The organism is Bradyrhizobium sp. SZCCHNR1093, from assembly GCF_032381175.1.
GTDB lineage: Bacteria > Pseudomonadota > Alphaproteobacteria > Rhizobiales > Xanthobacteraceae > Bradyrhizobium.
Map to the genome: position 1 here is coordinate 158,487 of NZ_JAUHJJ010000003.1, position 18,068 is coordinate 176,554.

Sequence of the window (18,068 nt, forward strand, 5' to 3'; positions counted from 1 at the left end):
AATTTGTCTTATCGATCCCGATTAAAAACGAAGATTAGACTTTATAGCATGGCTGATGTTCAGTGAGTTTGTCGAGATATTAGGCAAGTGGCACAAATGACTGTTTCTGCGGCATTGCAGCAATCAGCGGGTGGGAGTGAACTTCTCCCGAGCCATCAAGCCCGCCTGGATTATCGCACCGGCAGGGGCTGGAGCACGGCGGGGGTCGCAAACGGCTTCGTCCAGGGCAATCTGGCGATTATCCCCGAGACGTACGCTGGCGCCTTCCACCGCTTCTGCCAGCTCAATCCAAAACCGTGTCCGATCATCGGCATGTCCGAACCGGGCAATCCTTTCATTCCGGCGCTCGGCGCCGACCTCGACATCCGCACCGATGTGCCGCGCTATCGCGTCTGGCGCGATGGCGAGATGGTCGAGGAGCCGACCGATCTGCTTGCGCACTGGCGCGACGACCTCGTCACCTTCGTGCTCGGCTGCTCGTTCTCGTTCGAGGAGGCGCTGATGGCGGACGGTCTGCCGATCCGCCACATCGAGCAGGGCTGTCGCGTGCCGATGTACCGCACCAACATCGCCTGCACGCCGTCGGGGCCGTTCGCGGGGCCGATGGTGGTGTCGATGCGCCCGTTCAAGCCGGCGCAGGCGATCCGCGCCGTGCAGATCACGACGCGCTTTCCCGCGGTGCACGGCGCGCCGGTGCATCTCGGTCATCCTGAGCAGATCGGCATCGCTGATCTCAACACGCCGGACTACGGCGATCCGGTGCCCGTCGCCGCGGACGAAATCCCTGTTTTCTGGGCCTGCGGCGTCACACCGCAGGCGGTCATCGCCGCGGCCAAGCTGCCCTTCGCCATTACCCACGCGCCGGGCCTGATGCTGATCACTGATCTCAGGAACAAGGATCTCGCCGTCCTCTAATCAGCCAGCTTGTGCTGCTTTTTGAGCCTTTACCACCGACGTCAACCGCTTCATCGATGCGCTTTCATCAGAGGATCTTGCCATGACCATTACGCGCCGTAACGTCCTGCTTGGAGCCACCGCTGCCGCTGCTCTCGGTCCGATCGCCGCCCGCGCCCAGACATCGGAAGTGAAGATCGGCGTGATCTATCCGTTCTCGGGCGCCAGCGCCCAGATCGGCGTCGACGCGCAGCGCGCGTTCGAGACGGCGGCCGAGATCATCAACGGCAAATACGACTACGACCTGCCGCTGGCCCGCACCGAGGGTCTGCCGGGTCTCGGCGGCGCCAAGATCAAGCTGGTGTTCGCCGATCATCAGGCGGATCCGCAGAAGGGCCGCGCCGAGGCCGAGCGCCTGATCACGCAGGAGAAGGTCGCAGCCGTCATCGGCTCCTACCAGAGTGCCGTCGCGGTTACCGCGAGCCAGATCTGCGAGCGCTACCAGATCCCGTATCTCTCCGCCGACAACTCCTCGCCGAGCCTGCATCGCCGCGGCTTGAAATACTATTTCCGCGCCGCGCCGCATGACGAGATGTTCTCGCAGGCGATGTTCGACTTCTTCGATGCGATGAAGAAGAAGGGCACCAAGATCGAGACGCTCGCGCTGTTCCACGAGGACACGATCTTCGGCACGGATTCGAGCAACGCCCAGCTCAAGCTCGCCAATGAGCGCGGCTACAAGATCGTCGCCGACATCAAGTACCGCGCCAACTCGCCGTCGCTGTCGGCCGAGGTGCAGCAGCTCAAGGCGGCCAATGCCGACGTGCTGATGCCGTCGAGCTACACCACCGACGGCATCCTCTTGGTCAAGACCATGGCCGAGCTCGGCTACAAGCCGAATGCGATCGTGGCGCAGGACGCCGGCTTCTCGGAGAAGGCGCTGTATGACGCGGTCGGCGACAAGCTCGAAGGCGTGATCTCGCGCGGCTCGTTCTCGCTCGATCTCGCCGCCAAGCGGCCGATGGTCGGCAAGATCAACGACATGTTCAAGGCCAAGTCGGGCAAGGATTTCAACGACTACTCCTCGCGGCAGTTCATGGGCCTGATCGTGATGGCCGATGCCATCAACCGCGCCAAGTCTGTTGACGGCGAGAAGATCCGCGACGCGCTGGCCGCGACCGACATGCCGGGCGAGCAGACCATCATGCCGTGGAAGCGCGTGAAGTTCGACGAGAGCGGCCAGAACAACGACGCGGATCCGGTGCTGCTGCAATATGTCGGCGGCAAGTTCGTCACCATCTTCCCGACCCAGGCCGCGGTGGCCCAAGCCACCTGGCCGATGAAGTAGCAACCTCGAGTGTCGTCCCGGGCAAGCCGCGACGCGCGTCAGCGCGTGGCGGCGCCGACCCGGGACCCATACTCCGAGGCCGTGGTTGGACGATGATTGGTCGTCGTCGTGCCCCACAAAAACAGTCGTGGTTATGGGTCCTGGCTTTCGCCAGGACGACACCAAGTGTCACATCGAGAGTGGGGCAAGATCTGTGACAGCAGAAACAATCATCCAAAGTCTCGCCAGCGGCCTCTTGATGGGCCTGCTCTACGGCCTGATCGCCGTGGGGCTGGCGCTCATCTTCGGGCTGATGGACGTCGTGAACTTCGCCCATGGCGAGTTCCTGATGATCGCGATGTACGCGACCTTCTTCCTGTTCGCGTTCTTTGCGCTCGACCCGTTGCTTGCGGCGCCGCTGGTCGCCGCCGCTCTGTTCGTGTTCGGGGCCGTGGTCTATCTGCTGATCGTCAGATTCGCGGTCCGTGCCAAGGCCAATACCGGCATGGTGCAGATCTTCTCCACCTTCGGGCTCGCGGTGCTGATGCGCGGGGTCGCGCAGTATTTCTTCACGCCGGACTATCGCAGCATTCCGCACTCCTGGCTCGGCGGCAAGACGATCTCGATCGCGGGGATCTACCTGCCGCAGCCGCAACTGGTCGGTGCGCTGATCGCGATCGCGGCCTTCGCCGGGCTCTATTTCTTCATCCACCGCACCGATTTCGGCCGGGCGCTGGAGGCGACGCGAGAGGATGCCGGCGCGGTGGCGCTGGTCGGCATCGACAAGAACAAGGTGTTCGCGCTCGGCTGGGGCCTTGGAGCTGCGCTGGTCGGTCTTGCCGGCGCGGTCATGGCGATCTTCTTCTACGTCTTCCCCGATGTCGGCGCGTCGTTCGCGACCATCGCCTATGTGACGGTCGCGCTCGGCGGCTTCGGCAGCGTGTTTGGCGCCTTTGCCGGCGGCATCGTCGTCGGCCTGGTCGAGGCGATCACCACGCTGATCCTGCCGCCGTCACTCAAGACCGTCGGCATCTACGGCGTCTATCTCCTCGTCGTCTTCATCCGCCCGCGCGGCCTGTTCGGATCGATCTGATGGACAAGGCATTCATCCAACGCCGCCGGCGCGACCTCGTCCTCGCCGCCTTCCTCGCCGCGGTCGCGGCCGCGGTGCCGCTGTTCGTCAAGGACGTCTACGTCCAGAACATCATGGTGCTGACCCTGATGTATGCGGCGCTGTCGCAGAGCTGGAACATCCTGTCCGGCTATTGCGGCCAGATCTCGCTGGGACACGCGCTGTATTTCGGGCTTGGCGCCTACACCACCGCGATCCTGTTCACCAAGTTCGGCGTGCTGCCGTGGTTCGGCATGCTCGCCGGCGGTCTCATCTCAGCCGTCATTGCGATGGCGCTCGGCTATCCCTGCTTCCGGCTCGGCGGCCATTACTTCGTGATCGCGACCATCGTCATCGCCGAGATCACGCTGCTGCTGTTTCAGAACTGGGACTGGGCGGGTGCGGCGCTCGGCATCGACATTCCGGTGCGGCGCGACTCCTGGCTGACGTTCCAGTTCACACGCTCCAAGCTGCCATACTTCTACTTTGCGCTCGTGCTCGCCTGCGTCGCCTGGTTCGTGACCTGGTGGCTGGAGGATTCGAAGTGGGGCTATTGGTGGCGCGCGGTGAAGGACAACCCGGTCGCCGCCGAGAGCCTCGGCGTCGACGTGTTCAACTCCAAGATGGGCGCAGCGGCCGTCTCGGCCTTCCTGGTCGCGATCGGCGGCAGCTTCTATGCGCAGTTCGTGTCCTACATCGATCCTGAAAGCGTGATGGGATTCCAGTTCTCGCTCTTGATGGCGCTCCCGGCCGTGCTCGGCGGCATCGGCACCTTGTGGGGACCGATGCTGGGCGCGGTCATCCTGATCCCGCTGACCGAGCTGACCCGCTCCTTCATCGGCGGCTCCGGCCGCGGCGTCGACCTGATCGTGTATGGCGGCCTAATCGTTGCGATCTCGTTGGCGCGGCCGCAGGGTCTGGTCAGCCTGTTCTCGCGCAAGCCGAAGCCGGCCGCTCAGCCGGCGCGAGAGGCGGTGGCGTCATGACCGCGCTGCTGGAAACCCGCAACATCACCCAGCGCTTCTCGGGCCTGACGGCGAACTCCGACGTCTCGATCTCGGTCGGGCGCGGCGAGATCGTCGGCCTGATCGGGCCGAACGGCGCCGGCAAGTCGACCTTGTTCAACCTGATTGCCGGCGCGTTCAAGCCTACCGAAGGCGCGATCATCTTCGACGGCGAGGACGTCACGGCGCTGCCGGCAGCCGAGCGCTGCCAGCGTGGCATCGGCCGCACCTTCCAGGTCGTGAAGAGCTTTGAGAGCATGACGGTGATCGAGAACGTCATCGTCGGCGCGCTGGTGCGCACCACTGTCATGCGCGAGGCGCGGCGGAAGGCGCATGACGTGCTGGCCTTCTGCGGGCTCGATACGCGTGCCGACGTGCTGGCGAGCGACCTCGTGCCGTCGGAGAAGCGGCGGCTGGAAGTGGCCCGCGCGCTCGCGACCGAGCCGAAGCTGCTGCTGCTCGACGAGGTGCTGACCGGCCTGACGCCGGTCGAGTCACAAAAGGGCGTCGAGCTCGTGCGTCGCGTGCGCGACACCGGCATCACGGTGCTGATGGTCGAGCACGTCATGGAGATCGTGATGCCGCTGGTCGACCGCGCCATCGTGCTCGATCTCGGCAAGGTACTGATCGAAGGCAAGCCCACGGACGTCGTCCGCGATCCCAAAGTCATTTCCGCCTATCTTGGAGACCGCCATGCTGTCGGTGCGTGACGTCACCACCGCCTATCAGGGCCTGGTCGCGATCTCGAACGTCTCGATCGACGTCAACAAGGGCGAGATCGTCTGCGTCGCCGGTGCCAATGGCGCCGGCAAGTCGACGCTGCTGAAGTCGATCGCCGGCGCCGAGCGGCCGCGTGCGGGCACTGTCACCTTCGACGGCAATCGCATCGACGGCATGGCGCAGCATCTGATCACCGCCAAGGGCATCGCCTATGTGCCGGAGAACCGCCGGCTGTTTCCGCGGCTCTCGGTGCGCGACAATTTGAGGCTCGGCAGCTATCTGTATCGCGGCGAGGCCAATCGCGAGGAGCCGCTCGACTTCGTGTTCAAGCTGTTTCCGCGGCTGTCGGAGCGGCTCGAGCAGCGCGCGGAAACGCTGTCCGGCGGCGAGCAGCAGATGCTGGCGATCGGCCGCGCGCTGATGACGCGGCCGCGGCTCCTGATGCTCGACGAGCCGTCGCAGGGCATCATGCCGAAGCTGGTCGACGAGATCTTCCAGGCCGTCAAGCGCATCCGCGATGCCGGCATGACCGTGCTGATCGTCGAGCAGCGCATGGCCGAATGCCTGGAGATCGCCGACCGCGCCTACATCCTCCAGACCGGCCGCGTCCTGATGCAGGGCACGGCGGCTGAGATCAGCGGCAACAAGGATGTGCGGAAGGCGTATCTGGGGCTGTGATCGACTGTGTGCTTCGCAGCCGCCGAGCCGCTGCAAAGCAAGGGTAATACAGGGTTCTTGCTGCGGCCCCCTGGATCGCTTTGCTCGGTATGACGGAGTATGTGGGGGCTCCCGTGCCCACCACGACCGTCATTGCGAGCGGAGCGAAGCAATCCAGAATGCCAGACCAGTAGGAGGTCTGGCATTTGTTCTCTCGGTATTTCGAAATCACGATCGGAAGAATCAGGTCAGAGCATCGTACAAGTCATTCCATTGCGGATTGATCGCCTCGATCAGTGCCAATTTCTTCTTTCGGCTGCCTGCCTTGATCTGTTTCTCGCGTTCGATCGCGGCTACCATCGTTTCATGGACTTCGTACCAGACGAGCAGCTTGCACCCGTATGTCTTGGTGAATCCCGGAACGAGACCTTCACGATGTTGGTACGCGCGTTTAGGCAGGTCGCTGGTCACACCAATATAGAGCGCTCCATTGCGCCTGTTCGCCATGATGTAGACGCAGGGTTGTCTCATCGGATCGGCTACGAGGTCCGGGGCGACCGGAGTGGAGCGAGGTTATCCAGAGTCTTTTCCGCTGCCCCTGGATCGCTTCGCTGCGCTCGCGATGACGGAGTATGAGGAGGAGACGGCGCCCACCACAGCCGTCATTGCGAGCGCAGCGAAGCAATCCGGGGATTCCAGCCGATTAGAAGGTATGGATTGTTTCAGCGCAAGACCGCCTCGGAATGACCGAGGCCGCGTTATGATCCGTCGTAGCTTACACCATGCCCTTGCCGGCGTCCGAGCCCTGGCGGCGCTGGCGGGCCTGCAGCACCAGGATCACCGACAGCGCGGCGAAGATCACCACGAACGACACCGCCGAGGTCAGCGTGCCCAGCGCGTAGATGTCGGGCTTGGTCACCGTCGTTGTCAGGCCCTGCAATTCCAGCGGCAGCGTATTCACCGAGCCGATCGCCTGGCTGGAGCGGGCGAGCTCGTCCCAGGACAGCGTAAAGCCGAACAGGCCGATGCCGACCACGCTGGGCAGGATGATCGGCAGCACGACGTGGCGGAAGGTCTGCCAGGGCGTGGCGCCGAGGTCGCGTGCGGCTTCCTCCAGCCGGCCGTCGAAGCGGTTGAAGATCGCGAACATGATCAGGAGGCCGAACGGCAAGGTCCAGGTGAGATGCGCACCCAGGCCCGACGTGAACAGGCCCATGGCCGTGGTATAGCCGTCAGCGAGCCAGCCGAGCCCGACATTGGCGCCATGCTTGTTGACGAAGTCGTCGATCAGGCGGAATTCGAGCGCTATGCCGAGCGAGGTGATGATCGACGGCATGATCAGGCTGGCGATGGCCGTGTAGAACAGCACCGAGGCGCCGCGGAACGGCTTGCGGAAGGCCATGCCTGCGGCGACCGACAGCACCACTGTGATCACCATCACGACGAGCCCGAGCGCCAGCGACCGCTTGAACGCCGCGCCGATATCGACGATGCCGCCGCCGGAAAACACTTTTCCGAACCAGGTCAGCGACACCCCATTCATCGGAAAGGTGAGGCCGCCGTCAGGCCCCTGGAATGACAGGATGTAGATCGCGATCATCGGCCCGTACAGGAACAGCACATAGGCCGAAAAGAACAAGGCGAGGATGTAGAACGAGCGCGGCCGCTTGTCGCCCATGGCTCAGAGCTCCTTGCGCACGTCGACGATCCGCGTCAGCGCGGAGATGATGATGATGGTGATACCGAGCAGGATCACGGCATTGGCGGCGGCGGCCGGGAATTGCAGCGCTGACAGCCGCGCTTCGATGATCTTGCCGGCGGAGGCGATCTGCTGGCCGCCCATCACGCCGATCGTGACGAAGTCGCCCATCACGATGGTGATGACGAAGATCGAGCCGATCACGATGCCGGGCTTCGACAGCGGAATGATGATGTTGACCAGCGTCTGCCAGCCGCTTGCGCCGGCATCATAGGCGGCCTCGATCAGCCGCTTGTCGATGCGGATCATCGAATTGAAGATCGGCACCACCATGAAGAACGTGAACAGGTGCACCAGCGCCAGCACCACCGAAAATTCGGAGAACAGCAGCCATTCGATCGGCTTGTTGACGAATCCTGCGCCGACCAGGCCCTGGTTGACGAGGCCGTTGCGGCCGAGCAGGGGGATCCAGGCGATCATTCTGATGACGTTGGAGGTCCAGAACGGGATCGTGCACAACAGCGACAGCACGATCTGCCAGGTCTTGCTGCGAACGTGGAAGGCGAGGAAATAGGCGACCCAGAAGCCGATCATCAGCGTCAGGCCCCAGGTCAGGAGGCACAGCTTCAGCGTCTTGAGATAGGTCTTCAGGATGGTGCACAGCTCGGGCAGGTTGGCGACGCAGCCCTCGAACGTGTCGGTGTAGCCGCGGAAGCTGAACGCCGGGATCATCTCATATTCGTTGTAGTCCCAGGCGCTGACGACGACGACGAGCACGAGCGGCAACAGGAAGAACAGCGCGAACACCAGCATCATCGGGCCGGCCTGCAGCCAGGCGATCGAGCGCATGGTGATCTTGCGCAAAGCGCTCTCCGCCGGCGCCACGCTGTCAGGCGAATTGTCGATCGTCACGGCCACGGATGCAACCTGTCGTCCTGTGTGTGCGGGGAGAGAGAGAAGGAGGCCTGCCGCGCGGGAAAGCACGGCACGGCAGGCCGGGATCGTCACATCAGGCGGCGATGAACTCGTTCCACTTGCGGACCATGTAGTCGTTCTCGTCCATGACCGCGTTCCAGCACACGACGTTGCCCATGCGGTCCTCGTAGGAGCCGCCATCGCGCACGGCGCCGGCCTTCTCCATCAGGGTGCCGTCCGGCGCCTTGATGTCGGCCTTCGCCGGCTTGCCTTCCATCCAATAGCCCCACTCGTCCTCGGTCATGTTGGCCTTGGCGGTGGAGAGCACGGCCGAGTAGTAACCCTGGCGGTTGAGATAGGCGCCGGCCCAGCCGGACAAGTACCAGTTGACGAACTCATAGGCCCAGTCGAGCTTCGGGCCGCCGGCCACCGCCTTGGAGACGCAGAAGCCCGAGGCCCATGAGCGGTAGCCTTCCTTGAGCGGCTGGAAGGTGCAGGGGATGCCCATCGACCGCACCTTGGTGACCGCCGGCGACCACATCGACTGGATCACGGTCTCGCCCGAGGCCATCAGGTTGACGGACTCGTTGAAGTCCTTCCAGAACGCGCGGAACTGGCCGGCCTTCTTGGCCTCGGTCAGGACCTTCATCGTCAGGTCGATCTCGGCCTTGGTCATGTTGCCCTTGTCGGCATATTTGTACTGGCCGGTCGCCTCGACGACGAGGGCGGCGTCCATGATGCCGATCGAGGGGATGTTGAGGATCGAGGCCTTGCCCTTGAATTCGGGGTTGAGCAGCTCGGCCCAGGAGTTGATCGGGCGCTTGATCAGGTCGGGACGGATGCCGAGCGTATCGGCATTGTACACGGTCGGGATCAAGGTGACGAACTCGGTCGGCGTCGCCGAGAACGTCTTGGAGTTCGGGCCGTCGAGATAGAGCACCTTCCACGGCGCGGTGCCCTGGCCGCCGATCTTCTTGCCGTTCGGCAGCTCGCCCTTGGTGAAGACGGGCGTGATGTTGTCGAACTCCTTGATCTTGCGCGCATCGAGCGGAAAGATGTTGCCGGACGGCACCAGCTTCTTCAGCGAGAAGTATTCGGTGTCGAGCACGTCGAAGGAGTTCGGCTGGGTGATGACGCGCTTGGTCACGTCGTCGGTCGTCGCTGTGATGTACTCGATCTTGATGCCGGTGTCGGCGAGGCACTTCTTCGAGATCTCGTCGCCCTCGTTCACGGCGGTGCCGAGATAGCGCAGCACCTTGGCGTCGGCGGCGTGGACATAGGGCGCGCTGAGCAGCGTGCCCGAGCCGGCGAGACCGGCGACGCCCGCCGCGCCCTTGAGCAGCGTGCGGCGGCTGATGGATGTTGTCTTCGATCGGTCGGTCATGATCATCTCCTTGGGAAAACGAGCAAACGAAATCAGGCGACCAGCTCAGCGGCCGGTGCGGCTGCTGCTGCGGGACGGGTCGTCAGCGCATCGGCGAGCGCCGGATTCCAGGTGACGACGACGCGCTCGCCGATGCTGTGGGTCTGTGCATCGAACTGATCGTCGCTGAGCTGCGCCGAGATCTCGGGGCCGCTATCGGTCGCGACAGCGACCAGCACGTAGGTGCCCTGATATTCGATCTTGCTGATCGTGCCCGACACCGCCGGACCGTCGATCGCAGCATTCGGCGCCTTGAGCTGGATGCGGTCGACGCGCACCGCGAAGGTCTCGCCATTCAGCGGGATCACGTTGTGGCCACCGATGAAGCGGGCGGCGAATTCTGTGCGTGGATGATTGAAGATCTCGCGCGGGCTGCCCTGCTGCTCGATGCGGCCGCCATTCATCAGCACCACGAGGTCGGACAGCGCCATGGCCTCGTCCTGGCCATGGGTGACATGGACGAAGGTGAGGCCGAGCTCGCGCTGCAGCCGCTTCAGCTCGGCGCGCATGCGCAGGCGCAGGAACGGGTCGAGCGCCGACAGCGGCTCGTCGAGCAGCAGGATCTGCGGCGAGGTGATCAATGCGCGCGCCAGCGCCACGCGCTGTTGTTGTCCGCCGGAGAGCTGCGCCGGCAGGCGGCCGGCATAGCCCTGCATGTCCACCAGCTCGAGCAGCTCGCGTGCCTTTGCGTGGCGCTCGGGCTTGGCGACGCCCTTCATCTTCAGCGCAAACGCCACGTTGTCGATCACCGAGAGATGCGGAAACAGTGCGTAGGACTGGAACATCATCGCGGTGCCGCGCCCGGCGGGCGGCAGCTCGGTGACGTTCTTGGCGCCGACGATGATGTCGCCCGATGTTGCCGATTCATGGCCGGCGACCATGCGCAGGGTGGAGGTCTTGCCGCAGCCGGACGGACCGAGCAGGCAGCAATAGGAGCCGGCGGGAATCCGCAGATCGATCGCGTCGACGGCGGTGACGTGACCGTACATCTTCGTCACCCTCACCAGTTCCAAGCTCGCGCCCGCCGCCATCCGCCCTCCGTCGTCCTGTTGCGTGTCGGTCATGATCGCGGCTCGCTCCATCGGGCGGCTGCGATCCGATCCGTCTGATGTCTGCAACGGATATGCCAAGGGTCGCCGTGGGGGCGGGGCAGTGCGTGAAGATTGCGCGTTGGGTGAGATGCGTATGCAACGCTCGAAAGGGCATTCCCCGGTCCCGGCGGCAGCCCGCTCAGATCGGGCGCCGATCCGGCCAAACAGCCGCGCCCACGCCGATGTGGAGGCATTTTGCCCTTGTCCTTTCGTGCTCTGGGCGTGCTGAGCGATGGACTACAATCGATGGTGGAAGAGCGGGGCGCATCCTCGCGCCGCGGCAGTGGTGTGCTGCCGGTGCCGTCCTTGTTCGATCGATCCGCCCGTGATTGCTGCCGCAGCCTTATCTTGCCTCAATATTAGGCATCGTTGCCGTCTGGAGGCAAGGCAGCTTGATCAGTGACAAGGCGGCGCAGGCGCCGCGGCATGCATGCAGGCAGGCCGGGCGGGATGCTAGACCCGCCGTGCCCGCGATCTGGCCTGCGCGGCGGCCACCAGCATGCGCTCGGCGATGTCGCGCAGCTCGCTGACCGCGATTGGATCGGAGGCGGCGAACGCGTCATAGGAGTCGGTTGCGATCGGAAACCAGCGATAGAAGCGGGCCTCCTCATAGAGCACCCGGACAGCGGCATCGATCTCGGCTGGCGTTGTTGCGGGATATTGCATGCCCATCCATCCGGACCGGTGGGATCAGTGATGATCGCTGTGATCGGGCAGGCCGAGGCCGAACACTTTCACCAGATCGTCCACCTGTTGCGGCGAGAGGTGACGCGGGTTGAGTCCGCGCAGCAGCAGATGCAGCTTTGCGGTCTCCTCGAGCTCCTCCATCGCGAACACGGCGGCTTCCAACGTATCGCCGGACACCACCGGCCCGTGATTGGCGAGCAGCACCGAGGCGTATTTACCGGCGAGACCCTTGATGGCATCGGCTACCGCGGGATCGCCGGGACGATGATAGGGCACCAGCGCGGTCTGACCGCAGCGCATTAAATAATAAGGTGTCAGCGGCGGCAGCGCGGCGCGCGGATCGATGTCCGGCAGCATCGAGATCGCGACCGAATGGGTCGAGTGCAGATGCACCACGGCGCGGGCAGCATTGCGCGTCTGGTACAGCGCGGTGTGCAGCGGCACCTCCTTGGTCGGCGCGTCGCCCGAGACCAGCTTTCCCGCGGCATCGAGCCGCGACAAACGGGCCGGATCGAGGAAGCCGAGCGAGGCATTGGTCGGCGTCACCAGCCAGCCGCCATCATCGAGCCGCACGCTGATGTTGCCGGAAGAGCCCGGCGTCAGCCCGCGCTCGAACAGCGAGCGGCCGAACCGGCAGATGGCCTCGCGAATCGCAGTTTCCGCCACGGGATTTTCCTCGCATTTCGCTCTTGGGCCGCTTTGTCTCACGCTTTGGCAACGCGGCCAAGCCGTGATACCCAGAGTGCAGTCCGGGGCAACCGGACGTCACCAGGAAACGCTTCAGGGATCTGCCGCATGCCGTCGCCATCGCAATTGAAAGTCGCCGTGATCGGGCTTGGCTCGATGGGATTCGGCATGGCGACCTCGCTGAAACGCGCAGGCTTCGAGGTGACCGGATGCGATGTCTCGGCGGATGCCGTAGCGCGCCTCGTCGCCGACGGCGGCAAAGGCGCGGCGAGCCCGGCCGAGGCGGCGCGAGGTGCCGACATCGTGGTCAGTGTCGTCGTCAACGCGGCGCAGACGGAAGCCATCCTGTTCGGCCCCGGCGGTGCTGCCGAAACCATGCCGAAGGACTCCGTGTTCGTCTCCTCCGCGACCATGGACCCTGACGTCGCGCGGCGGCTCGCGAAGCAGCTCGAAGCCACCGGCCGGCACTACCTCGACGCGCCGATCTCCGGCGGCGCGCAGCGCGCCGCGCAGGGCGAGCTGACGATCCTGGCCTCGGGCAGCGCGGCTGCGTTTGCCAAGGCGCGGCCGGCGCTCGATGCGATGGCGGCCAAGCTCTATGAGCTCGGCGATGCGGCCGGGCAGGGCGCCGCGTTCAAGATGATCAACCAGCTGCTCGCCGGCGTGCACATCGCAGCCGCCAGCGAGGCCATCGCCTTTGCCGCCAAGCAGGGCCTCGACATCCGCAAGGTCTATGAGGTCATCACAGCCTCGGCCGGCAATTCCTGGATGTTCGAGAACCGCATGCCGCACGTCCTCGACGGCGACTACACGCCGCGCAGTGCGGTCGAGATCTTCGTCAAGGATCTCGGCATCATCCAGGACATGGCGCGCAGCCATCGTTTTCCGGTGCCCGTCTCGGCCGCCGCGCTGCAGATGTTCCTGATGACGTCGGCCGCCGGCATGGGCCGCGACGACGACGCCTCGGTGGCGCGGATGTACGCGCAGGTCACCGGCACGACGCTGCCGGGCTCCTCCAAGTAGCAAGCAGTACGACGAGTTTTCACGCCATGCCCCGTTTCGCCGCCAATCTCTCGATGATGTTCACCGAGCATCCGTTCCTCGACCGCTTCGCCGCCGCCGCCAAGGCCGGCTTCACCGCGGTCGAATTCCTGTTTCCCTATGATTATCCGGCCGAGGAGGTCGGCAAGCGGCTGCACGGCAACGGCCTGACGCAAGCGCTGTTCAACCTGCCGCCCGGCAACTGGGATGCCGGCGAGAAGGGCTTTGCCGCGCTGCCCCAGCGCTTCGATGATCTCAAGGCGAGCCTCGAGACGGCGCTGCCCTATGCCAAGGCCACCGGCGTGAAGCGGCTGCACATGATGGCGGGCATCGCCGAACGTAGTGATGCGAAGGCCGTGGAAGCCTACACCAAGTCGGTGGCCTGGGCGGCGGAGTTCTTCGCGCCCCACGGCCTCGACGTCATGATCGAGCCGATCAATGCGCGCAACGTGCCCGGCTACTTCCTCAACGATTTCGGCTTCGCCCGCGATCTCATCCGCGAGCTGAAGATTCCCAATCTCAAGCTGCAGTTCGACATCTATCACTGCCAGATCATCCATGGCGACGTCACCATGCGGCTGCGCGAGATGATGGACATCATCGGCCACATCCAGATCGCCAGCATTCCCTCGCGCAACGAGCCCGACGGCGAGGAGCTGAACTATCCGTTCCTGTTCGCCGAGCTCGACCGGCTGGGCTATGCCGGCTTCGTCGGCTGCGAGTACAATCCGCGCGGTCGCACCGAGGACGGGCTCGGCTGGTTTGCGCCCTACAAGGGAGTGAAGCCGTGACCTTGAAGCTCGGCTGCATCGCCGATGACTACACCGGCGCCTCCGACCTCGCCAACACCTTGACTCGCGCCGGCCTGCGCACGGTGCAGACGATCGGCGTGCCGGCTGATGACCTCACGCTGCCGGAGGTCGATGCCGTCGTGGTGTCGCTGAAGAGCCGGTCGATCGAGGCTTCGCTCGCCGTGGCCCGCTCACGCGAGGCCGACAAATGGCTGCGCGCACGGGGTGCCGACCACGTGCTGTTCAAGATCTGCTCGACGTTCGATTCCACCGATGCCGGCAATATCGGCCCTGTCATGGATGCGCTCGCCGGTGATGCGGGCGACGGCATCGTGCTGGTGACCCCGGCCTTCCCGGAAACCAGGCGGACCGTCTATCAAGGCAACCTCTTCGTCGGCAGCGTGCCGCTCAACGAGAGCCCGCTCAAGGATCATCCGCTCAACCCGATGCACGACGCCAATCTGGTGCGCGTGCTGGCGCGCCAGAGCCGCAGGAAAATCGGCTTGGTCGACCTCGCCGCCGTCGTGCACGGGCCGGAGGCGATCGGCCACAGGCTGCAGGAATTGGCCGCGCAGGGCATTGGTGCGGCGATCGTCGATGCCGTGTTCGACGCCGACCTGATTGCGATCGGCGCGGCCGCCTTGAAGAACCGGGTCTCTGTCGGCGCGTCCGGCATCGGGCTCGGGCTGGCGCGCGCTTTGGTCGAGGCCAGGCACGTGCATACCCACGGCTTGGCGCATCACGCGGATGCACCCGTCGGCGGCATGGCCGCCTGCCTCGCCGGAAGCTGCTCGCAGGCGACGCTGCAGCAGATTGCGCAGGCCGAGACCATCATGCCGGTGCTGCATCTCGATGCGGCGGGCCTGGTCGCCGGTCCGGACGAGGCGCAGCGCGCGCTGGCCTGGGCGCGTGAGCGCATTGCCAAGGGGCCTGTGCTGATTGCCTCCAGCGCGACGCCGGATCAGGTCAGCGCGCTGCAATCCAGGCACGGCCGCGAAGCGGCGGGGCACGCCATCGAGCAGGCGATGGCCGATCTCGCCGAGGGGCTGATTGAGGCCGGCGTGCGGCGGTTGATCGTCGCCGGCGGCGAGACCTCGGGCGCCGTCGTTGACCGGCTGGGGATTCCCGGCTTCCTCGTTGGTCCAGAGATCGCGGCCGGTGTGCCGGTGCTTCGCGCAATCGGCGCGCAGGGCGGCGATATGCTGCTGGCGCTGAAGTCCGGCAATTTCGGCGGGCCGCAGTTCTTCGCCGACGCGCTCGGGCTGATGCGCTAACTGCGCGTCAGCCGACTGCCGGCTGCGTCGGCCTGTGCCGGATTTTGGAACGACGTGTTGGGCCTCGGTCCCGATCTCATCATCTGCTTAGTTTGTGAGCCGTCGCTCGGCACGGCAGCGCCGCCGTGCCGCCATAAGCATCGGGACGCACACTGAAAAAGCAGAAGTTTTTTGCGTGTAATGCCCGATAACTCCCGTAAATTAACGGTCTCTAGGGACCTCACCGCTATACCTCCGGTACGGACCGTCGCGTGACGCGTCCATCTGTGGGTAGGGCAATGAAACTGAATCGGATCGGCTACAAACTCGGGCTCGCTGGCGCCATCGGCGCATCTCTCGCCGTCGGCATGATCGCTAACCAGTTGATGGCGGAAAGAGCGGTCAACCACGCCAATCAGCAGGCCGAGCGCGCGCGGCGCGTCGTCGAGAGCGTGCTGTCGGCCAGCATCAACATGCAGCAGACCCAGCTCGGTGGCCGTTCGGCGCGGCTGGCGCGTGCGCCGGCCGAGGCAGAGAAGGCAGCCGCCGACATTCAGCAGTTCTCGACCGGGATGGTGACGGACATCGACGCCGCGCTCGCCAACGTGTCGACCGCCGACAATCGTGCCCGGCTGACCCGGATCAAGGAGCTGATGACGAGCTATGCCGCGGGAGCGGTCGATCTCGCCGAGGCGCAGAAGAAGTTGCTGACGCAGATCGAGAAGCGCAGTGCCGTCTCCAACGACTGGAACACCAGCCTGAAGGCTCTGCTCGCCTCACCGTCGCTGCCGAAGCTCGCCTTCCGCGAGCGGGTCGAGCGCCAGCTTCACGCCGCCGATGCCAAGTTGAACTACATGCGGTCGCAGGCCTGGCGGTTCGGTATGACTGGCGATGCCGCGACGATCCTGACGGTGAAGCAGACGGTGCCGGGGCTGAAGAGCTCGCTGACCGACGCCCGCATGCTGGCCGACGACCGCGAGATCCAGGCCACGATCACCAAGCTCAATGGCCTCGCCTCGGACTTCGTCGCCGCGAACGACGAGGTGGTGAAGACCGAGGGGATCAAGGAGGCCGTGCTGCGCGACCGCACGCTCATTTATCTCGGCGAGGCCGGCGAGCTGATGTCCTCTGCGATCCAGGATGCGCGCGCGCGCAACGCGAGCGCGCGGTTCGAGGCAGACCAGGTCGCCGCGCAGGCGAGCTATATCACGCTGTTTGTCGGATTGGCGGTTCTGTTGTCGGTGATCGGTTCGGTCGTGTTCTCGTTCCTCGGGATCGCGCGGCCGTTGACGCGGCTGAACGCGGCGCTCGGCGAGATGGCGCGTGGCCGGCTCGACATCGTCATCCCCGGTGCATCGCGCGGCGACGAGATCGGCGATCTTGCCAAGACCGTGACGGTGATCCGGGGCAACGCGGAGGAGAAGGCGCGTGCCGAGGCCGAAACGAAGAATGCACAGGACGCGATCGCGGCGCGCCAGCGCAAGGCCGACATGCAGCGGCTGGCCGAGCAGTTCGAAGCCGCGGTCGGCGAAATCGTGAACACCGTCTCGTCGGCCTCGAGCCAGCTCGAGCAGTCCGCCTCCACGCTGACCCAGGCCGCGACGCGCTCGCAAGGCTTGACGACGGCGGTTGCGTCTGCCTCGGAGGAAGCCACGACCAACGTCCAGTCGGTGGCGTCTGCGACCGAGCAGATGGCCTCGTCGGTCACCGAGATCAGCCGTCAGGTGCAGGAATCGGCGCGCATCGCCAACGACGCCGTCGGCCAGGCCCGCACCACGACCGGGCGTGTCAGCGAGCTGTCCAAGGCGGCCACCCGCATCGGCGATGTCGTCGAACTGATCAACACGATTGCCGGCCAGACCAACCTGCTGGCGCTCAACGCCACCATCGAGGCGGCGCGCGCCGGCGACGCCGGCCGCGGCTTCGCGGTCGTCGCCTCCGAGGTCAAGGCGCTGGCGGAGCAGACCGCGAAGGCAACCGGCGAGATCGGCCAGCAGATCTCGAGCATCCAGGTGGCGACGCAGGAGTCGGTCAGCGCCATCAAGGAGATCTCCTCCACGATCGAGAAGCTGTCGGAAATCTCCTCGACCATCGCAGCGGCTGTCGAAGAGCAGGGTGCGGCGACGCAGGAGATCTCACGCAATGTTCAGCAGGCCGCGCATGGCACGCAGCAGGTCTCGTCCAACATCGCCGATGTCGAGCGCGGCGCGGCCGAGACCGGGTCGGCCTCGGCCCAGGTGCTCTCAGCGGCACAGGCGCTGTCCGGCGACAGCAATCGCCTCAAGCAGGAGGTCGCGAGCTTCCTCGGCTCGGTGCGGGCGGCGTAACGCTGAGCAGCGGAAGCGACGAACTGCTGGTCGCGCGGGGGATTGGAAGGCCGGAGCATCGAACGCTCCGGCCTTCTGCGTTTTCTGGCCCAACAAGGACAGTCCGCGGCCCCGTCGCCCGCGGCTTTTCTGTTCGCGCTACATCGACGCCGGAAAACTAACCTGCGTAGTCAATCTGCGTTTTTAACTTACGTTAAGAATAGGCGTGTAGGGTCTGGTCATTCGCGGCCAACGCGCAGTCGAGCCCCACGGGCAAACGGCGCTTCTCTCGTTCGGTCGCACGGCACGAGATGACGCGCCGCACGGCCAAGCCGGAGCGCGTTACCGATCTGGACGGGCAACGATCACTTTTCGATCGCTGCTCCGTATTTGCACGGACACGGTCTTAACCAGACTTAATTTTGGCTCCCGTAGCTTCCACGCGTGGGCTGCGGGCCCGTT

Annotated in this window: 17 protein-coding genes; 10 read left to right on the top strand and 7 right to left on the bottom strand. The window is 65.0% G+C overall.

The window, feature by feature from the left end; all coding sequences use genetic code 11:
- Window positions 1-96 precede the first annotated feature (96 nt).
- The 6 genes from QX070_RS11805 (at window position 97) to QX070_RS11830 (ending at window position 5,734) form a co-directional block, all read left to right on the top strand.
- Window positions 97-915, top strand: coding sequence for a putative hydro-lyase (locus tag QX070_RS11805; RefSeq protein WP_315737225.1), 819 nt, complete (start codon window positions 97-99; stop codon window positions 913-915).
- An 82-nt stretch (window positions 916-997) separates the two neighbouring features.
- Window positions 998-2,242 carry an ABC transporter substrate-binding protein gene (locus QX070_RS11810; protein WP_315737226.1) on the top strand — a complete coding sequence of 415 codons (1,245 nt, stop codon included), beginning with the start codon at window positions 998-1,000 and terminating at the stop codon, window positions 2,240-2,242.
- Between the two features lie 193 nt (window positions 2,243-2,435).
- Window positions 2,436-3,314, top strand: coding sequence for a branched-chain amino acid ABC transporter permease (locus tag QX070_RS11815; RefSeq protein ID WP_315737227.1), 879 nt, complete (start codon window positions 2,436-2,438; stop codon window positions 3,312-3,314).
- On the top strand, window positions 3,314-4,318 hold the full coding sequence (locus tag QX070_RS11820) for a branched-chain amino acid ABC transporter permease (protein WP_315737228.1): 1,005 nt from the start codon (window positions 3,314-3,316) through the stop codon (window positions 4,316-4,318). The genes QX070_RS11815 and QX070_RS11820 overlap by 1 nt, the downstream gene beginning before the upstream one ends.
- Window positions 4,315-5,046, top strand: coding sequence for an ABC transporter ATP-binding protein (locus QX070_RS11825; RefSeq protein ID WP_315737229.1), 732 nt, complete (start codon window positions 4,315-4,317; stop codon window positions 5,044-5,046). The genes QX070_RS11820 and QX070_RS11825 overlap by 4 nt, the downstream gene beginning before the upstream one ends.
- A complete protein-coding gene (locus QX070_RS11830; protein ID WP_315737230.1) occupies window positions 5,030-5,734 on the top strand; it encodes an ABC transporter ATP-binding protein in 705 nt (234 codons plus the stop codon). Before QX070_RS11825 ends, QX070_RS11830 begins: the two co-directional genes overlap by 17 nt.
- 222 nt (window positions 5,735-5,956) lie before the next feature.
- On the opposite strand, the gene QX070_RS11835 is transcribed toward QX070_RS11830, so the two are convergent.
- From QX070_RS11835 to QX070_RS11865, 7 genes are all read right to left on the bottom strand, one after another.
- On the bottom strand, window positions 5,957-6,244 hold the full coding sequence (locus tag QX070_RS11835; RefSeq protein WP_315737231.1) for a GIY-YIG nuclease family protein: 288 nt from the start codon (window positions 6,242-6,244) through the stop codon (window positions 5,957-5,959).
- Between the two features lie 244 nt (window positions 6,245-6,488).
- Window positions 6,489-7,391 carry an ABC transporter permease gene (locus QX070_RS11840; RefSeq protein ID WP_315737232.1) on the bottom strand — a complete coding sequence of 301 codons (903 nt, stop codon included), beginning with the start codon at window positions 7,389-7,391 and terminating at the stop codon, window positions 6,489-6,491.
- A 3-nt stretch (window positions 7,392-7,394) separates the two neighbouring features.
- On the bottom strand, window positions 7,395-8,330 hold the full coding sequence (locus QX070_RS11845) for an ABC transporter permease (protein ID WP_315737233.1): 936 nt from the start codon (window positions 8,328-8,330) through the stop codon (window positions 7,395-7,397).
- Window positions 8,331-8,421: 91 nt separating this feature from the next.
- Window positions 8,422-9,711 (bottom strand): PotD/PotF family extracellular solute-binding protein, encoded by a 1,290-nt coding sequence (locus QX070_RS11850; RefSeq protein ID WP_315737234.1) that lies wholly within the window; start codon window positions 9,709-9,711, stop codon window positions 8,422-8,424.
- Between the two features lie 32 nt (window positions 9,712-9,743).
- Complete coding sequence (locus tag QX070_RS11855) at window positions 9,744-10,781, bottom strand: ABC transporter ATP-binding protein (protein WP_315737715.1); 1,038 nt, start codon at window positions 10,779-10,781, stop codon at window positions 9,744-9,746.
- A 513-nt stretch (window positions 10,782-11,294) separates the two neighbouring features.
- Window positions 11,295-11,507 (bottom strand): hypothetical protein, encoded by a 213-nt coding sequence (locus QX070_RS11860; RefSeq protein WP_315737235.1) that lies wholly within the window; start codon window positions 11,505-11,507, stop codon window positions 11,295-11,297.
- 24 nt (window positions 11,508-11,531) lie between these two features.
- Window positions 11,532-12,194 (bottom strand): aldolase, encoded by a 663-nt coding sequence (locus tag QX070_RS11865; RefSeq protein WP_315737236.1) that lies wholly within the window; start codon window positions 12,192-12,194, stop codon window positions 11,532-11,534.
- A 120-nt stretch (window positions 12,195-12,314) separates the two neighbouring features.
- On the opposite strand from QX070_RS11865, the gene ltnD reads away from it, so the two are divergent.
- The 4 genes from ltnD to QX070_RS11885 all read left to right on the top strand — a co-directional run bounded on the left by ltnD (window position 12,315) and on the right by QX070_RS11885 (window position 17,627).
- Entirely contained in the window at window positions 12,315-13,238 is a 924-nt protein-coding gene (gene ltnD, locus QX070_RS11870; RefSeq protein ID WP_409997724.1) for an L-threonate dehydrogenase, read from the top strand.
- 26 nt (window positions 13,239-13,264) lie between these two features.
- The gene (gene otnI, locus QX070_RS11875) at window positions 13,265-14,047 is read left to right on the top strand and encodes a 2-oxo-tetronate isomerase (protein WP_315737238.1); all 783 of its coding nucleotides are present in this window, start codon (window positions 13,265-13,267) and stop codon (window positions 14,045-14,047) included.
- Window positions 14,044-15,321, top strand: coding sequence for a 3-oxo-tetronate kinase (gene otnK / locus QX070_RS11880; protein WP_315737239.1), 1,278 nt, complete (start codon window positions 14,044-14,046; stop codon window positions 15,319-15,321). The genes otnI and otnK overlap by 4 nt, the downstream gene beginning before the upstream one ends.
- A gap of 278 nt (window positions 15,322-15,599) precedes the next feature.
- Window positions 15,600-17,627 (top strand): methyl-accepting chemotaxis protein, encoded by a 2,028-nt coding sequence (locus QX070_RS11885; protein ID WP_315737240.1) that lies wholly within the window; start codon window positions 15,600-15,602, stop codon window positions 17,625-17,627.
- Window positions 17,628-18,068 lie beyond the last annotated feature (441 nt).

Bases quoted from the DNA above. Each gene is read 5' to 3' on its own strand.
- QX070_RS11805 (WP_315737225.1), top strand. From the start codon at position 97: ATGACTGTTTCTGCGGCATTGCAGCAATCAGCGGGTGGGAGTGAACTT.
- QX070_RS11820 (WP_315737228.1), top strand. From the start codon at position 3,314: ATGGACAAGGCATTCATCCAACGCCGCCGGCGCGACCTCGTCCTCGCC.
- QX070_RS11835 (WP_315737231.1), bottom strand. From the start codon at position 6,244: ATGAGACAACCCTGCGTCTACATCATGGCGAACAGGCGCAATGGAGCG.
- QX070_RS11855 (WP_315737715.1), bottom strand. From the start codon at position 10,781: ATGGCGGCGGGCGCGAGCTTGGAACTGGTGAGGGTGACGAAGATGTAC.
- QX070_RS11885 (WP_315737240.1), top strand. From the start codon at position 15,600: ATGAAACTGAATCGGATCGGCTACAAACTCGGGCTCGCTGGCGCCATC.
- QX070_RS11810 (WP_315737226.1), top strand. From the start codon at position 998: ATGACCATTACGCGCCGTAACGTCCTGCTTGGAGCCACCGCTGCCGCT.
- QX070_RS11830 (WP_315737230.1), top strand. From the start codon at position 5,030: ATGCTGTCGGTGCGTGACGTCACCACCGCCTATCAGGGCCTGGTCGCG.
- QX070_RS11850 (WP_315737234.1), bottom strand. From the start codon at position 9,711: ATGACCGACCGATCGAAGACAACATCCATCAGCCGCCGCACGCTGCTC.
- otnI (WP_315737238.1), top strand. From the start codon at position 13,265: ATGCCCCGTTTCGCCGCCAATCTCTCGATGATGTTCACCGAGCATCCG.
- QX070_RS11860 (WP_315737235.1), bottom strand. From the start codon at position 11,507: ATGCAATATCCCGCAACAACGCCAGCCGAGATCGATGCCGCTGTCCGG.
- QX070_RS11825 (WP_315737229.1), top strand. From the start codon at position 4,315: ATGACCGCGCTGCTGGAAACCCGCAACATCACCCAGCGCTTCTCGGGC.
- QX070_RS11840 (WP_315737232.1), bottom strand. From the start codon at position 7,391: ATGGGCGACAAGCGGCCGCGCTCGTTCTACATCCTCGCCTTGTTCTTT.